A 21,178-nucleotide genomic window follows, 5' to 3' on the forward strand; every position below is an offset into this window, starting at 1 on the left:
CATGCGCGCACTTGTTTCTACACGATCCGGGTGCAACCAGCTGATCTATCTCGGGAAAACGTGGGGAAACCTCAGATGCAGGCACGCTTTTTTGGAACGATACATGAAACGTCAGCGTGCCCAGAAATGGTTTTTATATAGCTGATTTATAGTGGATTTAAGCGATTCTTCGAGCCATCTGGATGCTGAGTCGTGACACGATCCTCTCAGGGGGGCGGCATCGAGAGCGCTTGCCGAAACACGAGTGCCGTGCTGGTTTCACAGTCTTTGCTCGCGGGGATCGTTCGACACCAGATTGGCCCGGTCGAGAGCGGAGCGGAGGCTTGCGAAAAGGGTGTCTAGCTGCATCGAGCGCAGCCGCATCGGTGGCGTGTTCGGCATGCTGAGCGTGCAAGTCGCAGCGAATTGCATGCATCGCAGGCCGATGCAAATCGCAGCAACGTCAACAGGTTCACGCAGCCTGCGGTGTTGCGTTTGGGGCGATCCATTTGCGTTTAAGCGGTCAGCTCGGGTTTAACAGAAGCTGGCAGGCCTGTGCCCAAGGACATCGCTGCAACGTTCTGTTGCCGATGAAACAGTGGCAACAGCGAAATGTGCGTGGTATCAATGCATGCAATGAACGCACCCAGAAGCCATTTTTATTTTTGGTACTACGGTTTTCCGATGCCGCTGGCGGAGGACGGATTGCGCTCACCCTGAAGAAATCTTCAGCAGCATTCCCGAAAAGCCGCCAGCGCACACTGGCGGCTTTTTTGTTGCCGCCTCGCCTGGCATCCCTGATGCAACCGCCGACCCGAGACACTGTTATGCCGCCTGTGACCGATGACCTGCGTATCCGCAAGATCGAAGCCCTCGCCCCGCCCTCGCAGCTGCTCGCGCTGCTGCCTTGCGACGACCGTGCCTCCGAGACCGTGACCAATTCGCGCGCCGCCCTGCACGAGATTCTGCATGGCCGCGACGACCGCCTGGCGGTGGTGATCGGGCCCTGCTCGATCCACGATCCGATTGCCGCGATGGACTACGCGCACCGCCTGCGCCCGCTGCGCGAGCAGTTCGGCGACGCGCTGGAGATCGTGATGCGGGTGTACTTCGAAAAGCCGCGCACCACCATCGGCTGGAAGGGCCTGATCAACGATCCGGATCTGGATGGTAGCTTCCAGATCAACAAGGGACTGCGGGTGGCGCGTGGCCTGCTGCGCGATATCAACAACCTCGGCCTGCCGGCCGGCGTGGAATTTCTCGACATCATCTCGCCGCAGTACATCGCCGATCTGGTGGCCTGGGGTGCGATTGGTGCGCGCACCACCGAAAGCCAGGTGCATCGCGAAATGGCTTCGGGGTTGTCGTGCCCGGTGGGCTTCAAGAACGGCACCGGTGGCGATGTCAAGATTGCGGTGGACGCGGTGGGCGCGGCCTCGCATCCGCATCATTTTCTTGCCGTGACCAAGGACGGCCACACTGCGGTGGCGGCCACGGCCGGCAATCCGGATTGCCATGTGATTCTGCGCGGCGGCAAGCAGCCCAACTTCGACGCAGCCAATGTGGAAGCGGCCAGTCAGGCGCTCACTAAATCCGGTTTGCCGGCGTGCCTGATGATCGACGCCAGCCACGCCAATAGCGGCAAGAATCCCGACAACCAACCCAAGGTCATCGACGACATCGCCAAGCAGCTGGAAGGTGGGCAGAGGCGCATCGTCGGTGTCATGGTGGAGAGTCACCTTGTCGGTGGACGCCAGGAATTGGTGCCGGGCTGCGCACTGACCTACGGCCAGAGCATCACCGATGGCTGCCTGGATTGGGACACCTCGGTGCAGGTGCTGGAGCGCTTGGCGACGGCGGTGCGTGCACGTCGTGCAACGCGGGTTGCCGAAGCGGCGTGAGCCCCGAAAGCCTGTCTCCCGCCGGGGCGCGGAGCGGGGGTTGGGGTGAGGGTGCAGCGCGAAGACAGCCATCCAAGATTCGCATGCCTGCAAACGAAGCGGCGCACTCGCAAGCGCGCAAGGACAACAGATTCAAAGCCCAGACCATTCGAAATGGCAGCACATCAAAGTGCAACACACTCAATGCTTGGCGTATTCAGAGCGCAGCACATCCAAAACAGCGCGTACCCGTCGGCATGAGCGGCTAACAAAAGTATTGAGCAGCCTCGCAGTGAGCGCAGTAGTGTTGATTGATGGCGCTTTAAAACAACAACGCCTGGCCGGCGCAGTGAGCCGGCCCGGCGGATTGGGCACCACCCCCAGCGGTGACCCGTCGCGCCCAGCGGCAGGAGGGGAAGAGAGCCCTCCTGCCGCCGAATGCGAGCGGGCAGGAACGTTATCGGCTATGTCCGTGCCGATGCGATGTCGCCGCATGTCGGCGCCAGCAATGAAGTTCGCGTTGCGTTAACTGCGTTCGCTGCGCACAGACTACCCGGCACGACGATCAGGTTCACCGAGCGCGGCGTGATCGGGCAGCTACAACGTTCCCGATTCACCCCAACATCTCCCCCGTTTCCAACCACCGCTGATGCCACGACAGCGCCTCGGTCAACAGATGCGGGGTGTGCTTGCCGTAACTATCGCGATTGGCGCGCGCCACATAATCTTCCAGCGCAGCGCGATAACGCGGATGTACGCAGTGATCGAGCAACTGGCGTGCGCGTTGCTTGGGCGTGAGTCCGCGTAGATCGGCCAGGCCTTGTTCGGTGACGATCACCGAAACGTCGTGTTCGGTGTGATCGGCATGGCTGACCATCGGCACGATCGACGAAATGCTGCCGGCCTTGGCGATACTCAGGCTCAGGAAAATCGACAGGAATCCGTTGCGCGCAAAATCGCCGGAGCCGCCGATGCCATTCATGATGCGGCTGCCCATCACATGGGTGGAATTGACGTTGCCGTACAGGTCGGCTTCGATCATGCCGTTCATGCCGATGCAGCCCAGCCTGCGCACCAGCTCCGGGTGATTGGAGATCTCCTGCGTGCGCATAACGATGCGCTGCCGATAGAAATCGATATTGCGTTTGAACTCCTCGTTGCCCTCCGGGCTGAGTGCAAAGCCGGTGCAGGAGGCGTAGCGCAGCACGCCATCGCTTAGCAGCGCGAGCATGCCGTCCTGGATTACTTCGGTGAAGGCTTCCAGGTCGCGGAAGCCGCTGCGCGCGAGCCCCGCCAGCACCGCATTGGGAATATTGCCCACGCCCGATTGCAGCGGCAGCAGACTGGCCGGCAGCCGGTGCTTGCTCACTTCATGGCGCAGGAACTCGATCAAGTGGTCGGCGATGCGGTCGCTGCTGTCATCGGCAGCCGCAAACGGGCTGTTGCGGTCCGGGCCATGCGTGCGCACTACCGCCACGATCTTGTCCGGGTCGCAGCGCAGGCTGGGCTCGCCGATACGGTCGTCGCCATGCAGCAGCGGGATCGGTTTGCGATGCGGCGGCAGCGCGGTGCCGTAGTAGACGTCGTGCATGCCGTCCAGACCGGCCGGCTGCCACTCGTTGACCTCGATGATCACTTTCCTGGCCAGGTCCAGCCAGGTCTTGTTATTGCCGATCGAGGTCGACGGCACCAGGCTGCCATCGGCGCGGATCGCCGAGACTTCCACCACCGCGGTGTCGATCTGCCCATAGAAACCGAACCACACGTGCTGGGCGACGTGGCTGAGATGGATGTCGATATAGTCCAGCGTGCCGGCGTTGATGCGCTGGCGCGCGTCCGGGTCGGACTGGAACGGCATGCGCATGGCGATGCCGTCGGCCTTGGCCAGCGCGCCATCCAGTTCCGGCGCCGTAGAGGCGCCGGTCATCAGCTTGATCTGGAACGGCTGGCCCTGCAGATGCGCCGCTTCGATGCGTTGCGCCAGCGCCATCGGCACCGCCTTGGGGTAACCGGAGCCGGTGAAGCCGCTCATCGCCACGGTCTCGCCGGGCTGGATCAAGGCGGCAGCGGCCTCGGCAGAAACCAGGCGCTCGCGCAGCGGCGCGTGCAGGATGCGGTCGTCGGACATGGGCAGCACAGCGGAAACGGGGGAAGCGCAATTATCGTCTTTGCACGTGCTGGCCGGGGCGCGACCTTGGTGCAATAACCGAGCGCGACACGTGCCACGGGCATGTGCACGCCTCGCCGCCAGGGCAACGGCGGTAGTGACGGCAGACGCATCACTGCCTGCGCCCATGCCCACACTTCGCGATCGCTTCCAGCGCTGGCCTCGGCCGTGGCGTATTGCAGTGGTCGTGCTGGCGGTGCTGTATGCGCTGTATCTGCTGGCGGGCAACATTTTTCTCAACACGCCACGGTTCGATGACGCCACCAACCGGCAGCCGCATACCTTCACCATGCAGACCGGCCCGGCACTCACGGTGTTTCCGGGGCAAGTGATGGCCTGGAATGTGTGCATGCGCGGGCAGGCCGACCGCACCGTGTACGTGCTGAGTGCCGATCGCGCCCATGCGCGCGTCGCGCTGTTGCCGCTGTTCCGGCGCGAGGTGCGCTTGCCGTGGCTGCATGCCACCGGCTTGAGCGCGGAAGTGGAAACCTCCGACACACCCATTCCGCCACCGCCACGCGGCGATCAGGGCTGGACGCTGCGCTTGGATGCGATCGCCAGCAAAAGCATCCGCAGTGCGCGTCTGGGCAAGTTGCTGATTGCCGGACAAGGCCACGGCAGCGTCGGCTTTCTCAAGCAGCTCAAGGGTGGGCCGTCGGAGTTGTTTCCGTCGAAGCGGGTTTCGGCGATGCGGTGGTCAGCTACGACGGTGTGCAGGTGTTCAATGGCGCGCAGGTGGATGCGCAATTTCAGTTTCCGCGGCACTCCCGCGATGAGGCGCCGGGCTTGCGCAAGTTCAGCATCACTCACGCGCGCCTGCAGCTGAAGGCCGGCACGGTGGCGTTGAAGATCGACACCGGCGCGCCGCACGTGGACATCCGCAGCGGGCCGTCGGCGGCGCGGGTGGAGGCGGATATAACGTTGGATCGCGGCGCCTTGCAGGAGGGCAGTCATGCGGTCTGGCGATTGCCGTTGACGGCCGGCGTCGGTGCGACCGATCGCGGCATGTTGGCGTTGCAACTGGATGTGGCGCGCGATATCCGCGTGCAGGCGCGGCTGCCGCGCGATGAAAAGACCGGCAGCGAGTTGCATGCCGACCTGCGCATCGCCGGCCGCAGCATTCCCTTTCATGACCCGGCGCAGGTGTTGCCGCGCCTGTCCGGGCAGGTGCGTGGGCGGTGGCAGTTCGAATCCTTGAACTGGATTGCCGAGTTGTTCGTGCACAAGCCTCGGTTCCAGCTCGAAGGCGGCGGTTTGGTCGAGGATGACCTGCGCCTGGCGCAAGGCCGGCTCGCCAGCGGCAGCAGCCTGGAGATTGCGCGTGTCGAAGCAGTGGCACAGGTGTTCGACACACGTTTGGCCGGTGTCGCCACCGCACACGGACGCATCGCCAATGCCGCCACGCCGCAGGCGCATCTGGAGGTGAGCATCCCCACGTTCAAGGCTGCGCCACGCGATGCGCCCAAGCAGTTCCTGCTAGACGGCTGCGATCTGCAGCTGGCCATGCACGGCGATGCGGAACTAGCGCGCCGGCGCGAGACGCTCAAGGCGCAGCTGCGTTTCAGCGATGCGCGCGTGCCCGATCTCACGGTCTACAACCGCTATCTGCCAGGCAACAACTTACGCCTGCTCGGCGGCAGCGGCAGCCTGACCGGCGATGTGGCGCTCAATGCCTCCGGCGAGGTCGGCAGCGGCCACGCAAACCTGCGCGGGCAGGGCGCGCAGGTTTGCGTGGCCGGCGTGCAGATGCGCGGCGATGCCGAGTTGCAGGCGCAGCTGCAGGGTGCCGATGTCAAGAACAAGTTCTTCGACCTCAGCCGCACGCGCGTGCGCTTGCGCCTGCGCAATATGCGCATGGGCGACGACGGCACGGACGCCACCTGGTGGGGCGAGATGCAGGTCGGCGCCGGCACCATCCAGGCCAGTGCACCGTTTCAGGTGGATGCGGATGCAGCCTTGCGCATGCGCGATGTCGCGCCGCTGCTGTCGGTGTTTGCGCAATGCGCCGATTATCCGCGTTGGGTGTTGGGGCTGCCGGATTCGGGCGAACTTGATGCCACCGGCCGGGTACGCTGGCGCAAGCAGCAGGTGCTGATTGACGATCTGCATGCAGAGAATGTGCGGCTCTCGCTACGTGCGCGCCTGGCCTTGAACGATGCGCAACGGCGCGGCGATCTGTATCTACGCTGGGGCCTGCTCGGCGCCGGTATCTAACTCGATGGCAAGCAACGCCAGTGGCATCTGGCTGGCGCACGCGAGTGGTACGACGCGCAGCCGCGACGATTGCCGGCGGTGTCGAAGGCGAAGTGACGCGGTTGGTTGTGTGAGGCCTTGCGCAACGCGCTCCCGCAGCATGTTGTGTGGATCACCGCTGCGCGCCGCACTCACGGCCCGCTTGGCACACTGCGCCATGCCGCGCGCGCGGTCTTCAGGAGCCTGCTGTCATGACGATGCCTGTTCGCGCCCGCTGGCGTGGGTTGCCCCGCGCGGTGCGTTGGCCTGCGCTGGCGCTGATCGCGCTCTACGCGAGCTATTTGCTGCTCGGCAATCTGTTGCTCAACACGCCGCTTGGGCCGGCAGCGCTCAACCGCAAGCCGGACAAGTTCACCATGCACTGGGGCCCCGGAGTAACTTGGTGGCCGGGTCGTCTGGTGCTGTGTAATGTAAATCTGCAAGGCCGCTCGACGCATAACAGCTGGAACGTCAGCGCGCAGCGCATGAGCGGGCAGGTGCGGCTAGTGCCGTTGTTGCATCGGCAGCTGCTGGTGCCTGAGTTGCATGCATCCGGCGTGCGCGGTGGGATGCAGGCTTCCGTGCCGACAACCGGTGCTGCAGGGACGCAAGCGCCGACGATAGCGCCGAGCACACAGGTTGCAGCCGCTCCGGTGACTGACGCAGCCGGCACGACTGCGCCAATGCCAACGCCAACGCCAACGCAAGACAAAACACCTACACCAACAATCAAAGCAGAAGTCTCAGCCAGCACGCAGCCGCCCACGCAGAGGACTGGCGCGCCCACCAGTACGCCGCAATCGCCGCAGGTCGCCGAGGTTGCCCAGATCGCCCAGATCGCTGGAGCCCCTGACAGCACCCCATCGACCGCTCCCGCCTGGACCCTGCAATTCGACCGCATCGTCGCCGACAACGTGCAGGCAGTGACGCTGCGCCAGCTGCAGATCGAAGGCGATGGCCAACTGCAGCTCGGCGTGTTCAAACAGCTGCGCGGCGGGCCGATGGAAATTTTCCCCTCGCATGCGACCTTCGACAATGCGCGTCTGCGCTGGGATAAAAGCGAAGTGCTGCGCAACGGCACGCTGCGCATCGCAGCCAGCATCGCGCGCCATGCGCCGGAGCAGGCGCGCGGGTTGGCAGTGCTGCAGCTCGCCGACGCGCTGGTGGCGGTGCATGGCGACAGTGCGGCGTTGGAGGCGCCACGCACTGCGCAGGGCCGCCACACGCTCGCCACGCGCGCCGGCAAAGGGCGCGTAGATGGGGAGCTGCGCTGGACGCGTGGTGCGTTGCAGCCCGGTAGTCAGCTGCAATGGCGCGCGCCGTTGCACGACAGCACGCGTACGCCGGCTGCCCTGCTTGGCGAACTGACAGCGCAACTGCAAGTGGATCATGACATGCGCGTGAAAGTCAGCATGCCGGAGCCGGCCGATGCCGGGTTGACGCTGGATGCGGATTTGCGCGTGCAAGGCCGGCAACTGCCGCTGCAATCGCTGCGCAGCCTGTTGCCGCGCAGCTCCGGGCATGCGCGCGTGCATTGGCAACTGTCCTCGCTGGGCTGGATTCCTGCGCTGTTTCCAGATGTGGACTGGCTGACGCTGGAAGGCGACGGCCTGGTGGATGCCGACCTGCGGATCGATCGCGGTCAGCTGGGCGCCGGCAGTCGTCTGCAGGTACCGCATGTGCGTGCGCATGTCGGCGTGATGGGACATGCGATCGATGGGCAGGCCAGCGCCGATCTGCGTGTGAGCGCCGATGCGAACGGACAGCTGCTGCCGGTACTCTTATTGCAGATGCAGCAGTTCTCGATTTCGCACAGCGATGCGCCCACGCGCCCGTTCGTGCAGGGCCGCGATCTGCGTCTGGATCTGAAGACGCGCGCCGATGCGCGCAATCTGACCACGCTGCGCGATGCCACACGCGCGCATCTGGTGTTTGCCAATGCACGCGTGCCGGATCTGCGTGCCTACAACCGCTATCTGCCGCAGCAGCAATTGCGCGTCGATGGCGGTAACGGCGTGCTCAGCGGCGATCTGCAGATCGAACCCGGCGGGCGTATCGGCAAGGGTGGTCTGCGCCTCGGTGCACGTGCGGCACGGCTGCAGTTTGCCGGCCTCGCACTGCGTGGCGATGTGGATGCGGATCTGCGTTTGCAACGCGGCGACCTGCGTGCAGAAAATTTCTGCCTCGATGCCAGCACCATCCAGCTACGCAAGATCGGATTCACCGGCCCGGATGGACAACGCCGCGATGGGTGGTGGGCGCGCATCGTGCTGGAAGATACGCAGATGCAATGGCGCCAGCCGATCGGTGTGGATGGACGCGTGCGCATCCAGGTGCGCGATCTGGCGTTTCTGATGTCGCTGTATGCACGCGATCGCTCGATCCCGAACTGGATGTTGCGGCTGGTGGATGCCGGCCAGGCGCAAGTGACCGCTCGCGTGCAGTGGCAGGACGACACCGTTGTTGTCGATCGGTTGCAGGCGCGCAACGAACGTTTCCAGGTAGATGCACGATTGCGGTTGCAGGGCACCCAACGCAGCGGCAGTCTGCTTGCACGCTGGGGTGTGTTGAGCGCGGCAACGCGGTGTGAAGAAAACAACACCAGTTCTGTACCGCCTGGTGTTGTTTTGCAGTGCAGCGTGCAAGTGGCATTCGGGGCGCGCACTATGATCCTGCATCCTGACGTGGGGGAGGGAGCAAGGCCCGCTGGCAGTTCGCTGCAAGCGGGTTTTTTATTGCCTGTCGCTAGGCAAGTCAAGCCAATGCAAGTCCGCTCACCGAGCAGAACGCCCATCAGTTGCGGGGTTGGACCAAGCCAACCGTGCGTCGCGATGGGCGTCATCGCCTGCAAGCCGGTTGCCAGCGCGATGGAAAGACCCGGCGCTCACGCCTGTACGCGCCGCCGGCTTCCGCTTGAACGAGATAAATTCTCATTTATCGCCAGACGCTGCGTTGTCCGGGCTCAGCCGTTCAGGAGCTCATCGTGTCGGTCACGCAAGGCGCGCTTCATCAACAGGTGGAGCGCCTGTACACCGACCAGCATGGCTGGCTGCAGGGCTGGCTGCGGCGCGAGTTGGGCGATGCGTGCGTGGCCGTCGACCTGGCGCAGGACACCTTCAGCAGTGTGATCAGCGCGGGGCGGCCGATGAGATCCGTGAGCCCCGGCCGTTCCTGGCCACCATCTCGCGCCGGCTGATGGCGCACCGGCAGCGCCGCAAGCTGCGGGAAACCAGTTGCCTGGAACTGCTGGCCGCGCTGCCGGAAGAAGTGGCGCCGTCGCCGCAGATGCAATGACTGGCGCTGCACGGGGTGCAGCCGGTGGATCAGGCGCTGAACGGACTGCCTCCCAACGTGAAGGAAGCCTTCATGCTGGCCCATCTGCAGGAACTGAGCTACGCGCAGATCGCGCAGCGGCTGGGGGTGTCCAGCAGCTCGGTCAGGCAATCTCTCACGCGTGCCAACCGGCATTGCCTGTTCGCACTGTCGGCGTGCGCTGCACAGATGGCTGATGCAGCGTCGCGTAATGCCCAGTCCCGTGGCGGCCAGCGGCCACTGCTCGCTGGCGGGCAACCGATCAGTCGCAGGTCGCCGATCAGGCGGCGAAGTGGCTGACGCTGCTGATGTCCGGCAGCGCGCGCGAGGCGCAGTTGAAACAGTGGCAACAGTGGCGCGACGCGCATCCGGACAATGCGCGGGCGTGGGCGCATATCGAATCGGTGACCTGGCGGCTGAAGGCGCTGACGCCGTAGGCGGCGTATCGCAGGCTGTCGCCGTCTGCCGGCAACAACGGCCAGGCATCGCCGGGGCGGTGCAAGGCGCTGAATCTGCTGCGATGGGGCGGTGTGGCCGGTGCCACCGGCGTGCTGACCTCGCGCCACCGCCGATGACGCCACCGCGACGGGGCAGCGCCGCGCATTGCAGCTGCAGGACGTTAGCCGCATGACGCTCAATACGCGCAGCGCCATCGACGTGGGTTTCGATGCGCAACAACGGCTGCTGCAGTTGCCGGCCGGCGACATCATGGTGACGACCGGGCATGCGCTGGGCGCGGGTCACGATGCGCGGCCGTTCGTGGTGCGCACCGCGCAGGGCGATCTCGGTGCGCTGGGCACGCGCTTTTGCGTACGCCAGGACGAGGGCGACACGCAGGTAAGCGTGCTGGAAAGCGCGGTGGAGGTGCGGCTGCTTGCGGCGCCACAGGCGCTCGGGCGCGTAAAGGAACTACTTGCGGCGTGTCCTGCGACGGTGGGCGGGCAAGGGCCCTGCAGCCAAGCCGCAGATCATCCGCTCTAGAACCGACGCATCCACACCGTTCGATGACCTTTCAAGGCGACCGAGAGCTTGAGCTTGAGCATCATCGCCGTTTGGATATTCCCAAGCCGAGCCAGTCGAGGGCGCGATGAAGACATCGGACCTGCCAACGTGGTCGTGCGCTGGTGCGAAACCGCAACGCCGGCGGTGCCTACCTGGCGCTGAGCGGAGCGGTTTTGTTGGCCGTTCTGCACACAGCTGGATCAACCACAGACACGTGCCGCCATCGCGCAGGGATGCCAGAATCCGCGCATGTCGCTGCCTATCGTCGCTGTGTCTGCTGCGCTCACCGCCCTGATCGAGCGGGCCGTGGCGCGTGTCCGTCATGCCCTCCCTGGTGACCCGCTCTGGCCGGGCAACGACGTCGATCAGCGGCTCGAACAGGTCGCGCTCGCCAGCGAGTTTGCGCTCGACACCCTGGCGCGACAGCCGGCGTTGCTGCAGCACCTGGCGCAGGCCGATCCACCACCATTGCCGTTGCCGGTACTCGATCCCGCGCAGCCACAAGACTGGCCGGCACAATTGCGGCACTACCGCAGCGCAGAATCCACACGGCTGGTGTGGCGCGATGTGCTCGATCTGGACAGCGTGGATGCCACCCTGGCCGGTGCAACCCGCCTGGCCGAAACCTGTCTGCAATGTGGGTTGCAAGCGCTGGAGCAGCAATTGCGCGATCGCCACGGCCAGGTGATCGCCGAAGACGGCAGCGTGCAGCGGCTGGTGGTGTTCGGGTTGGGCAAGCTCGGTGGTGGCGAGCTGAATTTTTCTTCGGATGTGGATCTGGTCTATGCGTATCCGCAGGGCGGCCAGTCCGATGGTGCCCGCCCACTGGTGGCCGAGGAATATTTCGCGCGCCTGGGCCGGCAGCTGGCCAAGCTGCTCGACGAAACCACCGCCGATGGCTTCAGTCATCGGGTGGATTTGCGTCTGCGTCCGTTCGGCACTGCGGGGCGTGTGGCCTTGTCGTTCACCGGCATGGACCAGTACTTCCAGCGCGAAGGGCGTGACTGGGAGCGTTACGCCTGGCTGAAGGCGCGCGCGGTGGCCGGCGATATCGACGCGGGCGAAGCCTGGCTGGAAACGCTGCGCCCCTTCGTCTACCGGCGTTATCTGGACTTCACCGCACTGGACGGCTTGCGCCACATGAAGGCAGCGATCACTGCCGAAGTCGCGCGGCGCGATCGTCTAGACGACATCAAGCGCGGGCCGGGCGGCATTCGCGAGATCGAGTTTCTGGTGCAATCGCTGCAACTGATTCGCGGGGGGCGCGAACCGAGCCTGCGTGAGCGTCGCCTGCTGCCCGCATTGCAGGCATTGGTGGACGCAGGCCAGATCGATGCAGACAACGGTCAAGCGCTGACCGAGGCGTATCGCTTCCTGCGCCGGCTCGAAAATCGCCTGCAGATGGTGCGCGATGCACAGACGCATGCCTTGCCGCATGCACCACTGGACCGCGAACGCGTCGCGTTGGGCCTGGGCTATGCGGATTGGCCGGCACTGCTGCAGGCGCTGATGCCGCAACGCGCGCGCGTTGCCGCCGAATTTGCCGAGCTGCTGGCACCACGCGTCCGCGCCACCGCGCCCGACGCGCTTGCCGACTACTGGCGCGCGTTGCCGGAAGGCGATGCCGCGCCGTTGGCCGGCATTGGATTGCGCGATCCAGACGACGCGCATCAGGTGCTGGCCGATTTTGCGCAGTCCTCCGGCGTGCGTGCGCTCTCCGATACTGCAAGCGCGCGGCTGGACCGTGTCATGCCGGCGCTACTGCATGCGGCCACCGGCGCCAGCCAATCCGATGCCGCTGTGCGCCGCATGCTCGGCCTGTTGCGATCCACATTGCGCCGCACCAGCTATCTGGCCTTGCTGGACGAGCAACCCAGCGCACTCGCACGCCTGGTCGATGTGCTCTCACGCAGCGCCTTGCTGGCAGAGCGCCTTGCTGCGCATCCGCTATTGCTGGACGAATTGCTCGACACCCGCATCAGCGGTCCGTTGCCCGACCGTCACGCGTTGCACGCTGCGTGCGTAGACACCTTGCAGATCGAGGACACCGAAGCGGCCCTACGCGAACTCAACGAGCATCGGCTCGCCTTTAGCTTTCGCATTGCGCTGGCCACGCTCGATGGCCGTCAGCAGGCCGTGGACAGCACGCAGCAACTGGCCTGGCTGGCCGAAGCGGTGGTGCAGACGGTGCTGCAACTGGCACGCCGCGAATTGATCGCAGCGCATGGGCAGGTGCCGGGCGGCGCATTCGCCATCGTCGGCTACGGCAGCCTGGGCGGCCTGGAGCTGGGCTTCGGCTCGGATCTGGATCTGGTGTTTCTCTACGATCACCCACGCGAGGTGGAGGCCTCCGATGGCACGCGCGCGTTGGACGCCGGGCGCTGGTTTGCGCGGCTTGCGCAGAAGGTGATGACCTTGCTGGCTGCCGAAACCGGCGCCGGCCGTCTTTACGACATCGATGTGCGGCTACGCCCGGATGGTGGCAAGGGCGCGTTGGTGTCCTCGCTGGCCAGTTACCGCGATTACCAGCGCGATCGTGCCTGGACCTGGGAGCATCAGGCGCTGGTGCGCGCGCGTGCAGTGGCCGGCGATGCAGCGTTGTGCGATGCATTCGTGCAGGTGCGCCGCGATACGCTGACACGCGTGCGCGACCCCGCGCTGTTGCATGAGGACGTGCGCAAGATGCGCGCGCGCATGCGCAGCGAACTCGATCGCAGCGATGCCGGGCGACTGGATCTCAAGCAAGGCGCCGGCGGCCTGGTCGATCTGGAATTCGTGCTGCAGACCGGCGTACTCGGCCAGGCCGCACAGCATCCGGCGTTGCTGCTGGCCTGCGCCACGCCCGCGTTGATCGACGCGCTGGTGCAGGCGCAATGGCTACCGGCCAACAGCGCCGCGCCGCTGCATCACGCCCACGCTACACTGGTGGAAGCGGGCCTGAGTTGCACCCTGGATCGCCGGCCACGCTTGATCGCGCCGACATCGGCGATCGGCGATGCGTGCCGCACCGTTGCAGCGATTGCAGATGCGCAGAAGTTACGATTTCCACCAGGAAAAGGCGCCTGAGAACATCGGCGGAGCCAGCCGTTTCTTTGCGGTGCGGCACGTCCAGCAGTCCTATGTGCGCTACGCATCATCACTCGCCTGGGTCTAGTCGTTACTGATCATGGACCTTCCTGCATAGAACGCCTGTGCAGCATCCTTGCAGACATTCTCGTAAAACACATCGGCGTCCTCGGTGGTGTATCCGGCCCCGACGAAGCATCCGCGGGCGATTTCATGCAACGAATGCCTGATGCTGCTCGCATCGTCGTTCACAGCATTGAGGCAGGCCACCAAGACCCCTACATCCTGTTTGGAAAGGAGAGGCTCACCGCTCATCAAGCGTGCGTGGTTGATGCATGCAACGGCATTTGCGCTGGTGAACGAATCGCCCAACCCGGAACAGTCTTCGAAACCGTTGCCTTGTGCGTTGAGCTTGAAGTGCATGATCGGCAGGCCTTCCATATTCTTCTGTTTCGCCATCTGCATGAAGTCTGCAAGAGCTTCGGGTCGATTCTGCAGACGCCTTGACTGGAACTTCGTTTCCAGCTGTTGCAATAACGGCCCGGCGACACTGGTGTTTCTCTTTAACACGCTGATGGATGGGTCTTCGAACATCAGGGTCGCATCGATCCTGTCTGTTTGCTCCTGCGAAAGCAGCCCGTTGGCGATCAGCGTTTTCATGATACACCTGACGGAAGTTCAGGAGTGCCTGGCCGGCGGCGTGTTGTGCCTGCTTGCCAAGGTTGTCGTCGCTCTCCAGTGCACGTTCAAGCAATTCCATGCATTGTTTGAGCGACAACCCGCTGTCGCTCTGGCAAGCCTGCTTGAAATGCTGCATGCCGCGATTGATGAAGGGCTGGGTGATCGAGCGCGAGGTATATCCGCTTGCACCGGTTTGAGCATTGGGTACGCCGGTCAGAGCGTATTTGTTCTTGGTTTCGTAGAGCGGGCTTCTACTCAGGTCCGGATTGGCCGGCACGTGCGTAGGCGCGTACTTGGCGATGCACTCGTCCCTGAGGCGCTCGCCCTTGAGGCAGGCAAGGTTGGTGAGCAGCTATTGCCGTGCTTGCTGGCTGTCGAAGAGGTGCCCGATATGAACCTTGGTCGCTGCACGGTAGTCGCTCATGGTGGCGAACTGGTTGGACCCGCACGTTCTGATCGGTACGAAGGCACGGCTGTGCGATGCGCGTTCTTCTTTGGTAGCGCTGCGATACCGCGCGTGATAGCTCTCCGCTTTCACGCATGCGTTGTCCAGCCGATCATTGCTGGTAAATCCGGCCTTGCCGTCGCGGAGCGAGGTCGTTGAAAGAAAAAAATTGTCTGCCACATAGCAGGCACCGGCGATGCCAAGCGCGTCCTTGGCAGCTCGTGTTGCCCACTGTCCACCATGGTCGCTGCCATTCGTTGGTGTGCCGTCCTGCGGATTGGGTGGACGTTGGCTTTGCTGTCTTGGCTTGTTCTTTCGAGTTGTCAAGGCACCCAGTAAGCCGGCCGTCTCTTTTGCACAGGCAGTGGCTGACGCCGACGCAGATGCGGGCGTGGACGACCCGGACAGGTGCCCGGGGTCGGGAGTCGCTGGAAGGTGGCAACGGCAGTGAGGTTTTTGTGCGCATGGCGTGTCTTCTCGAGTGCAGGACGGAAATCAGCGATGCCGGTTGAGTCGATGCCGGGTGTGCCTATGAACGAACCTAATGGACAGAGCGTACGGGCTAGAGCATTGAGGGGCGTAGCGCAACGTTGCGGGTGCCGTCCGATGCTTTCATCCATCATCGGTCCAGCGTCTGTGATTGAAGATGCAGACCGCACAATCAATTCGGCGTACGCAACGTCTGGTCCCGCTACCTGATAATGCGTGCGCTCTGCTGCGATGGAGTCACCTGGATTTGCCAGTAAGCGTGACGTGGCTGACCAATCGCTATGCCGGTGCTCTCGATGGTGCGTGCAACCCGTGTGGCCGCGTCAACCATAGTCGACCTGTAGACCAAGCGTGTTTGCTCTCATTCACATCACCAGACGACTGTGCCGCGGATCTGCGCGCGCCTCCATGTCGAATGCGAAGATGTGATGCCATGAGCGAGCAGGCACGCTGTTGCTCGTCTTGGGAGCATGTGCGATCGATGCACTGCAGTTCGATACAGGGCGTACCCGCGTCATGTCGATCAAGGCGTGACACATCGCCGATGCGGGTATACAGCGTTCTCGCCGGCGGGGCGACCAGCACACTGACGAGCACGCTGCTGCCAGGCATCGCTGCGCGACGTGTCTGTAGCTGCACGCGGCCATACGCGTCAGTGACGATCAGTAAACCTTCGCGCGCAGTACGTACCACTGTGTCGCCATTTTCCACGCCACGCAGTGCGGTCATATGCGCAGACATCCAGGCATCGCGATAGGCGAGGTCCCAGGCCGGCACCAGCATCAGCGCCGCGTTGCGTTCGCCATTGGCGCGCCAGCCGCGCAAACAGCATGTCCTTGCAGATCGCCAGCCCCCAGCGCATGTCATCGACGTGATGGATGGCGTAGTCCTGCCCGCGCGCGTCGTGCTGCCCGTGCTCGGGCGGTGCGAGAAACTGCTTTTCGTCGTTCTCCACGCGGATGCCTTGCGGATCGAACAACCAGGCGAGGTTGCGCGGCTGCCGTGTTCGGCAATCCCTACCAGCAGCCACAGCCGGTGCTGCTGGGCGAGCGCGCTGTAGTGCTGGTGCTACTGCGCCAGCTGCTGCGGTGGCAGCACTGCGACGTTTTCCGGCAACACCACCAGCTGTGCAGCTGGCGCCGCCAACGTGCCGATCAAGACGTCGTAGCGATTGCGGATCGGCGGCCAGTACACCGGTGGGGCCGCTCATCGAGATCGGCTCGCATAGCGATGATTTGCCGGGCCGATTGCATCGTCGATGGCGGACAGACCGATGCGCAGTGGCGTGCCGGCGACCGGCGTCTGCAGGCGCCACATGCCCTGGCCGGTGCGTGCGGCCAAGGTGACTGCCACGGCGGTGACGATCAGCAGCGGACGGCGCACATCGTTGCCACGCCACATCAACAATGCCAGCGCCCAAGGCGCCAGACACAAAACAGAGCAGGAGTCCAGACACGCCAGTCAGTGCGGTCAACTGCAGCAGAGGCCGCACATCGGCTTGCGAGTCAGCAGGGCTGCCCCGGTTGCCGGCCTGCCGCAACCGCGCCATCAACCGATCGGCGCTCACCCCTAGCAGCGGATACGCCAACACGCTCCAGCCGCTGCGCAGGCGCAGCACGATCCGGCGTGCGCCCATCACCACCGCATACCACAGTAACGCGATTGCGCAGGTGGCCATCACCACCGCCGGCAACGGCATCGCAAGACGGAAATACCGCAGGTCGTGCGTGGCGGCCACGGTGGTGGCGATCAGCACCCCGACGCGCAGATCGGCGTTGAGTGCACTTTCGCCGATGAAGTTGCTCAGGCCTTCGTGATACAGCTCGCAGATGTCCGACTTGCAGTGATTGAGCAGGTGCTTCACCCGCTAGGTGCCGTCGTCCTCGTGCAGCTCCTGGCCACCACGGGCCAGCAACACCGCCTGCGCACCGTCCAATGCAGCCAGCGCTTGCCGGGTTGACTTGGCCATATCGAACATCGCCGCCAGCGTGGCCGATGTCGGGTCATGCGGGGCGCACACCGGCGCGGCAACAGCGGGCAGTGCGACAGTCAAGGACATCAGCAATAGCGCTGCTGCAGGCCAGCTGTGTGGTTTGTGTTTCATTCGCATGGGCGTGCATCGTCCTGGTGTCTGCCCCGTGCCACTCACGGCCGCACCATCATACGTGCAGCCGCTCATGCACCAGTGCGGCCACGCGTTGAGTTTCGCGCAGTGGATGAAGGTTCGGCTGCGTTGCGAAAATAGCGCTTGCATCGCATAGACGGCCATGCTCTTGCAGTGCACGAATAAACGTTTCAACGCGTCCTTGCGCCTGTTCGGCAAATGCTGCGGCTACCGGCACGCGCGTGGCGCAGGCTTCGGAGAGCAGGTTGACCGAGTCGGCGCTGGCCACGATCGCATCGGCCCAGCCCAGCAGGCCGGTATACGGATTTGGCCCATCGCGCGTGTCGCACCACAGCAGGCTTGGCAGGCCTGCGCACGCCTCGCGCAGCGTTGCGATTGCGTCTGGCGGGGTGCGTCGCGACGTGGTCACCAGCAGGCTGCCGCCGACCGCTTGCAGCTGTTCGCGCAGTTGCCTACATAGCGCGGCCAACGCCTGGCTCGTCCACCGCACGTGTGCAGTTGGGCCGCCGATCAGCAGCGCCACGCGCGGTCCGGGCAGTGTGCCGGGCGCGCGGAATGCGGCGCGCCCGGCGGCCAGCCAGGCATCGTCCACCGGGTGCAGGCTGCCGAGTAATGTGATCACGTTCGCGCCACGCAGCGCATCGTGCTCGGGCACGATCAGCAGATCCCAATGGCGCGAGCACAGGCGCGGGTCCAGGACTTGCACCACGCGGCTACCGCGCGCGCGCAGCAGGCGGGTGGCCAGCGCGGCCTGGCGTCCGCAGCCGACGACCAGCGCCGGTGGTTGCTGCAAGTGCTTGGCGAAACTGGGTCCGAAAGCGGCCTGGGCGCCCGGTAAACGGTGCGGTGCGGCCCAGCGCCACGGCGCGCGGGCCTGCAGATGCAGCGCTGTGATCGGCGCCGGCTGCAGCGCACGCGCCAGCGCCTCGGCCTGGCGTGCATTGCCGGCGCGACCATCGCTCACCGCCCAGGTCAGTGCCATCTTTTCGGATCCGACATAGATTTTTTTCAGATGGAGCGTGGGTTGCAACAATCGCGTCACTCTACACTGCGGGTCTTCACGCTGGCACCACCGCCGCACTCTACTGTCGCTCATTGCTTTGCCTCCCGGAGTCTCCATGTCCGACCCGCTCGACGCTGCCGTGCTGGATCAGCTGTTCCGCACAGCCCGCACGCAAAACGCCTTTCTCGACAGGCCCGTCAGCGAAGAACAGCTGCGCCTGCTTTACGATCTGGCGAAGTGGGGCCCCACCGCCGCCAATGGTTCGCCGGCGCGCTTCGTGTTCGTGACCACGCCGGAAGGCAAGCAGAAGCTCAAGCCTGCGCTGTCCGAAGGCAATGCGACCAAGACGCTGGCCGCGCCGGTCACGGTGATCGTCGGTTTTGACGAAGAGTTCCACGAGAAACTGCCGTATCTGTTTCCGAATGCCGACGCCAAGAGCTGGTTCGAAGGCTCGCGCGACATGCGCGTGGCCGGCGCGTTCCGTAACAGCTCGCTGCAGGGCGCCTATCTGATCCTGGCCGCACGTGCGCTGGGTCTGGATGCCGGCCCGATGTCCGGCTTCGACAATGCCAAGGTGGATGCGGCGTTCTTTGCCGGCACGCCGATCAAATCCAACTTCCTGGTCAATCTCGGGTACGGGGACCCGGCCGCGCTGTTCCCGCGGCTGCCGCGCCTGAGTTTCGACGAAGCTGCACGCATCGAGTAAGCGCGCGTCCCCCTTTCCTGCAGTCCTCGTCCGTCTGCGTTATGTCCCATCCGCGTTGATCCAACGCGTCTCTTGTCACATGGAGTTTCAATGAAGACCACCCACCAACTGCTGCTGCCGCTCGCCCTGACCCTGGCCATCGCCGCCTGCTCCAAGCCGGCCGACAACGCCGCCGCTCCTGCTGCGCAAACCCCGGCTGCCACCGCACCGGCTGCCACCGCACCGGCCGACGCCGCTGCTGCCCCGGCGCCTGCTGCCGCCGAGCCTGCTGCCGCCACCGCGCCGGCCGTGGAAGTGGCCTCGGGCACCTACACGCTGGACCCAAACCACACCGACGTGCTGGCGCAGTGGAGCCATTTCGGCTTCTCCAACCCCACCGCGCACTTTGGCAATGTCGACGGCACCCTGGTGTACGACGCGGCCGACGTGACCAAGTCGACCGTGCAGGTCACCCTGCCGCTGTCCGGCTTGAACAGCTTCACCGCCAAGTTCGACGAACACCTAAAAAGCAGTGACTTCTTCGACGCAGCCAAGTTCCCGACCGCCACCTTCAAGAGCACCAAGGTCGAAGCGGCCGGCACCAATAAGCTGACCGTCACTGGCGATCTGACCATCAAGGATCAGACCAAGCCGGTCGTGTTGGACGTCACCCTCAACGGTGCCGGCGAGCACCCGATGAAGAAGGTCGCGGCCGCTGGTTTCGACGCCACCACCACCATCAAGCGCACCGACTTCGGCGTGGGCCAGTACGCCCCGAACGTCAGCGACGAAGTGAAGATCCGCATCACCACCGAAGCCCTACAGGCCAAGGCGGGTGATGGCGCTGCTGCGAAGTAAGAGCAGCGAACAAAACCGCTGCGCTCACCGCCAGGCGGGCGCGGCCGCTGCTCAGAATCGGCATGTACCACGCGTACACGGCGGTTCCTCCGCCGTCAGCACTCACCTGACGACTGCTCGCTACGTTTTGTTAGCCACTTTAATTCGCTGCGCAGTGGATGCATCGGTGCGCGTGATCGCACCGCTGTGTGGAATGCAAAAGCCCGACGATTGGCGGGCTTTTGTTTGTGCGCTGAACTGCAAGGTAGCGTTCGGCTGTCGCATGCGCAGGCAACAACTTGTGCGCAAACACGCGCCAATCAGTGCGACAGCCACGCGGCGGGTCATCCGTCCTGCATCGTCCCGTGCGGACACGCTCCTGCACGCCCACGGACATGTGTGCTTCGCTGCAGCACAGAGCGCCACAGACGTTTGTCTGTAGGAACGGTCCTGACCGCGAAGGCCTTACCAGCAGGTCCCGCTGCACGCCATCGCTGACCATGGGCGCGCAGTGCGACGCCCACGTGTTCCTACCTGGACATGTGCCGCTGGTGATCACCCGTATCACTGCGCAGCCGGGTCCGCTTTCCAATACCCCTTGGCGCGCACCGAGTTCTTGTCCACACCATGGTGCTCTTCAAGAAACTTGCGCATCGCACGCGCGCGCATCGATTCGGTACCGATCCAGTAAAAGGTGTCGCCGTCGTGCGGCTCGTAATCGCGCAGGCTGTCTTCCAGCAAGCTGCTGCTGGCCCCACCGAAGCCGTTGCGTTCCAGCCAGTACACGTCCACGTCGGCAGCGCTGAGCAGCTCATGGCGCTCGGCGGCATCGGCAATTTCGATAAACACGTCGGCATGCATGTCGGCGGGCATCGCTTCCAGCCAGCGGCCGATTGCGGGGAGTGCGGTTTCATCGCCGATCAGCACGTAGTGGTCGTAGTCGTCAGCGACCAGGAAAGAGCCCCGCGGCCCGCCGAGTTTCAGCGTGTCGCCGGGCTGCGCCTGCGCCGCCCAGCTGGAGGCCACGCCATCGCCGTGAAGCACGAAGTCGATGCTCAGCTCGCCGCTCTGCGGGTCGAATGCGCGCGGTGTGAAATCGCGGCCTGGCGAGGGCAATGCGCCTTCGGCGTAGCACGGGCCTTCCGGCGTCATCGTCGGCAGCACGAAGGCGCCGTCCGCATTGGGGAAGAACAATTTGAAGGAGCCTCTAAAAACCCCAGCAATCTGCCATCATTGACTTGACGCCCTGCCAGCGGAGAACGACAGACATGATCA

The 21,178-nt window shown here is 64.4% G+C and carries 10 protein-coding genes, 1 other RNA gene and 6 pseudogenes; 11 read left to right on the top strand and 6 right to left on the bottom strand.

What is annotated here, in order from left to right:
• The first annotated feature begins 806 nt into the window (after window positions 1-806).
• On the top strand, window positions 807-1,880 hold the full coding sequence (locus tag XpopCFBP1817_RS12505) for a 3-deoxy-7-phosphoheptulonate synthase (RefSeq protein WP_128417382.1): 1,074 nt from the start codon (window positions 807-809) through the stop codon (window positions 1,878-1,880).
• Between the two features lie 592 nt (window positions 1,881-2,472).
• Here XpopCFBP1817_RS12505 and scpC read toward each other — a convergent pair.
• A complete protein-coding gene (gene scpC, locus XpopCFBP1817_RS12510; RefSeq protein WP_128417383.1) occupies window positions 2,473-3,987 on the bottom strand; it encodes a succinyl-CoA:acetate CoA-transferase ScpC in 1,515 nt (504 codons plus the stop codon).
• Window positions 3,988-4,153: 166 nt separating this feature from the next.
• On the opposite strand from scpC, the pseudogene XpopCFBP1817_RS12515 reads away from it, so the two are divergent.
• From XpopCFBP1817_RS12515 to glnE, 6 genes and pseudogenes are all read left to right on the top strand, one after another.
• Window positions 4,154-6,336 (top strand): annotated as a pseudogene (locus tag XpopCFBP1817_RS12515) (translocation/assembly module TamB domain-containing protein).
• 134 nt (window positions 6,337-6,470) lie between these two features.
• Window positions 6,471-8,837 (top strand): annotated as a pseudogene (locus XpopCFBP1817_RS12520) (hypothetical protein); the annotation flags it as partial.
• A 787-nt stretch (window positions 8,838-9,624) separates the two neighbouring features.
• A complete protein-coding gene (locus XpopCFBP1817_RS22975; RefSeq protein WP_244171152.1) occupies window positions 9,625-9,870 on the top strand; it encodes a sigma factor-like helix-turn-helix DNA-binding protein in 246 nt (81 codons plus the stop codon).
• Window positions 9,871-9,878: 8 nt separating this feature from the next.
• On the top strand, window positions 9,879-10,007 hold the full coding sequence (locus XpopCFBP1817_RS22980) for a DUF4880 domain-containing protein (RefSeq protein WP_244171153.1): 129 nt from the start codon (window positions 9,879-9,881) through the stop codon (window positions 10,005-10,007).
• Window positions 10,008-10,197: 190 nt separating this feature from the next.
• Window positions 10,198-10,551: a FecR domain-containing protein gene (locus XpopCFBP1817_RS22985; protein ID WP_244171154.1), complete on the top strand. Its 354-nt coding sequence runs from the start codon at window positions 10,198-10,200 to the stop codon at window positions 10,549-10,551.
• Window positions 10,552-10,821: 270 nt separating this feature from the next.
• The gene (gene glnE, locus XpopCFBP1817_RS12540; protein WP_128417385.1) at window positions 10,822-13,638 is read left to right on the top strand and encodes a bifunctional [glutamate--ammonia ligase]-adenylyl-L-tyrosine phosphorylase/[glutamate--ammonia-ligase] adenylyltransferase; all 2,817 of its coding nucleotides are present in this window, start codon (window positions 10,822-10,824) and stop codon (window positions 13,636-13,638) included.
• Window positions 13,639-13,722: 84 nt separating this feature from the next.
• On the opposite strand, the pseudogene XpopCFBP1817_RS12545 reads toward glnE, so the two are convergent.
• Window positions 13,723-14,398 (bottom strand): annotated as a pseudogene (locus XpopCFBP1817_RS12545) (hypothetical protein).
• On the opposite strand from XpopCFBP1817_RS12545, the pseudogene XpopCFBP1817_RS23735 reads away from it, so the two are divergent.
• A pseudogene (locus XpopCFBP1817_RS23735) lies at window positions 14,397-14,714 on the top strand (hypothetical protein). The pseudogenes XpopCFBP1817_RS12545 and XpopCFBP1817_RS23735 overlap by 2 nt on opposite strands.
• Here the strand turns inward: XpopCFBP1817_RS23735 and XpopCFBP1817_RS12555 are convergent.
• From XpopCFBP1817_RS12555 to XpopCFBP1817_RS12565, 3 genes and pseudogenes are all read right to left on the bottom strand, one after another.
• Window positions 14,672-14,944 carry a hypothetical protein gene (locus tag XpopCFBP1817_RS12555; RefSeq protein ID WP_128417389.1) on the bottom strand — a complete coding sequence of 91 codons (273 nt, stop codon included), beginning with the start codon at window positions 14,942-14,944 and terminating at the stop codon, window positions 14,672-14,674. The pseudogene XpopCFBP1817_RS23735 and the gene XpopCFBP1817_RS12555 overlap by 43 nt on opposite strands.
• Window positions 14,945-17,006: 2,062 nt before the next feature.
• Window positions 17,007-17,363: pseudogene (locus XpopCFBP1817_RS12560) on the bottom strand (DUF2145 domain-containing protein); the annotation flags it as partial.
• Between the two features lie 49 nt (window positions 17,364-17,412).
• A complete protein-coding gene (locus XpopCFBP1817_RS12565; RefSeq protein WP_128417386.1) occupies window positions 17,413-18,360 on the bottom strand; it encodes a mitochondrial fission ELM1 family protein in 948 nt (315 codons plus the stop codon).
• A 136-nt stretch (window positions 18,361-18,496) separates the two neighbouring features.
• Here XpopCFBP1817_RS12565 and XpopCFBP1817_RS12570 point away from each other — a divergent pair, with 136 nt between their 5' ends.
• The 3 genes from XpopCFBP1817_RS12570 (at window position 18,497) to XpopCFBP1817_RS12580 (ending at window position 20,060) form a co-directional block, all read left to right on the top strand.
• A complete protein-coding gene (locus XpopCFBP1817_RS12570; protein WP_128417387.1) occupies window positions 18,497-19,087 on the top strand; it encodes a malonic semialdehyde reductase in 591 nt (196 codons plus the stop codon).
• 90 nt (window positions 19,088-19,177) lie between these two features.
• Window positions 19,178-19,924, top strand: a complete 747-nt coding sequence (locus XpopCFBP1817_RS12575; protein ID WP_128417388.1) for a YceI family protein — start codon at window positions 19,178-19,180, stop codon at window positions 19,922-19,924.
• A gap of 62 nt (window positions 19,925-19,986) precedes the next feature.
• A non-coding RNA gene (locus XpopCFBP1817_RS12580) (sX9 sRNA) lies at window positions 19,987-20,060 on the top strand.
• Between the two features lie 407 nt (window positions 20,061-20,467).
• Here XpopCFBP1817_RS12580 and XpopCFBP1817_RS12585 read toward each other — a convergent pair.
• Window positions 20,468-21,100: pseudogene (locus tag XpopCFBP1817_RS12585) on the bottom strand (siderophore-interacting protein); the annotation flags it as partial.
• Window positions 21,101-21,178 lie beyond the last annotated feature (78 nt).

Source organism: Xanthomonas populi (assembly GCF_002940065.1).
GTDB classification, from domain to species: Bacteria; Pseudomonadota; Gammaproteobacteria; order Xanthomonadales; family Xanthomonadaceae; genus Xanthomonas; species Xanthomonas populi.

Bases quoted from the DNA above. Each gene is read 5' to 3' on its own strand.
- XpopCFBP1817_RS22980 (WP_244171153.1), top strand. From the start codon at position 9,879: ATGTCCGGCAGCGCGCGCGAGGCGCAGTTGAAACAGTGGCAACAGTGG.
- XpopCFBP1817_RS12505 (WP_128417382.1), top strand. From the start codon at position 807: ATGCCGCCTGTGACCGATGACCTGCGTATCCGCAAGATCGAAGCCCTC.
- XpopCFBP1817_RS12565 (WP_128417386.1), bottom strand. From the start codon at position 18,360: ATGGCACTGACCTGGGCGGTGAGCGATGGTCGCGCCGGCAATGCACGC.
- XpopCFBP1817_RS12575 (WP_128417388.1), top strand. From the start codon at position 19,178: ATGAAGACCACCCACCAACTGCTGCTGCCGCTCGCCCTGACCCTGGCC.
- scpC (WP_128417383.1), bottom strand. From the start codon at position 3,987: ATGTCCGACGACCGCATCCTGCACGCGCCGCTGCGCGAGCGCCTGGTT.
- XpopCFBP1817_RS12570 (WP_128417387.1), top strand. From the start codon at position 18,497: ATGTCCGACCCGCTCGACGCTGCCGTGCTGGATCAGCTGTTCCGCACA.
- XpopCFBP1817_RS22985 (WP_244171154.1), top strand. From the start codon at position 10,198: ATGACGCTCAATACGCGCAGCGCCATCGACGTGGGTTTCGATGCGCAA.
- XpopCFBP1817_RS22975 (WP_244171152.1), top strand. From the start codon at position 9,625: ATGCTGGCCCATCTGCAGGAACTGAGCTACGCGCAGATCGCGCAGCGG.
- glnE (WP_128417385.1), top strand. From the start codon at position 10,822: ATGTCGCTGCCTATCGTCGCTGTGTCTGCTGCGCTCACCGCCCTGATC.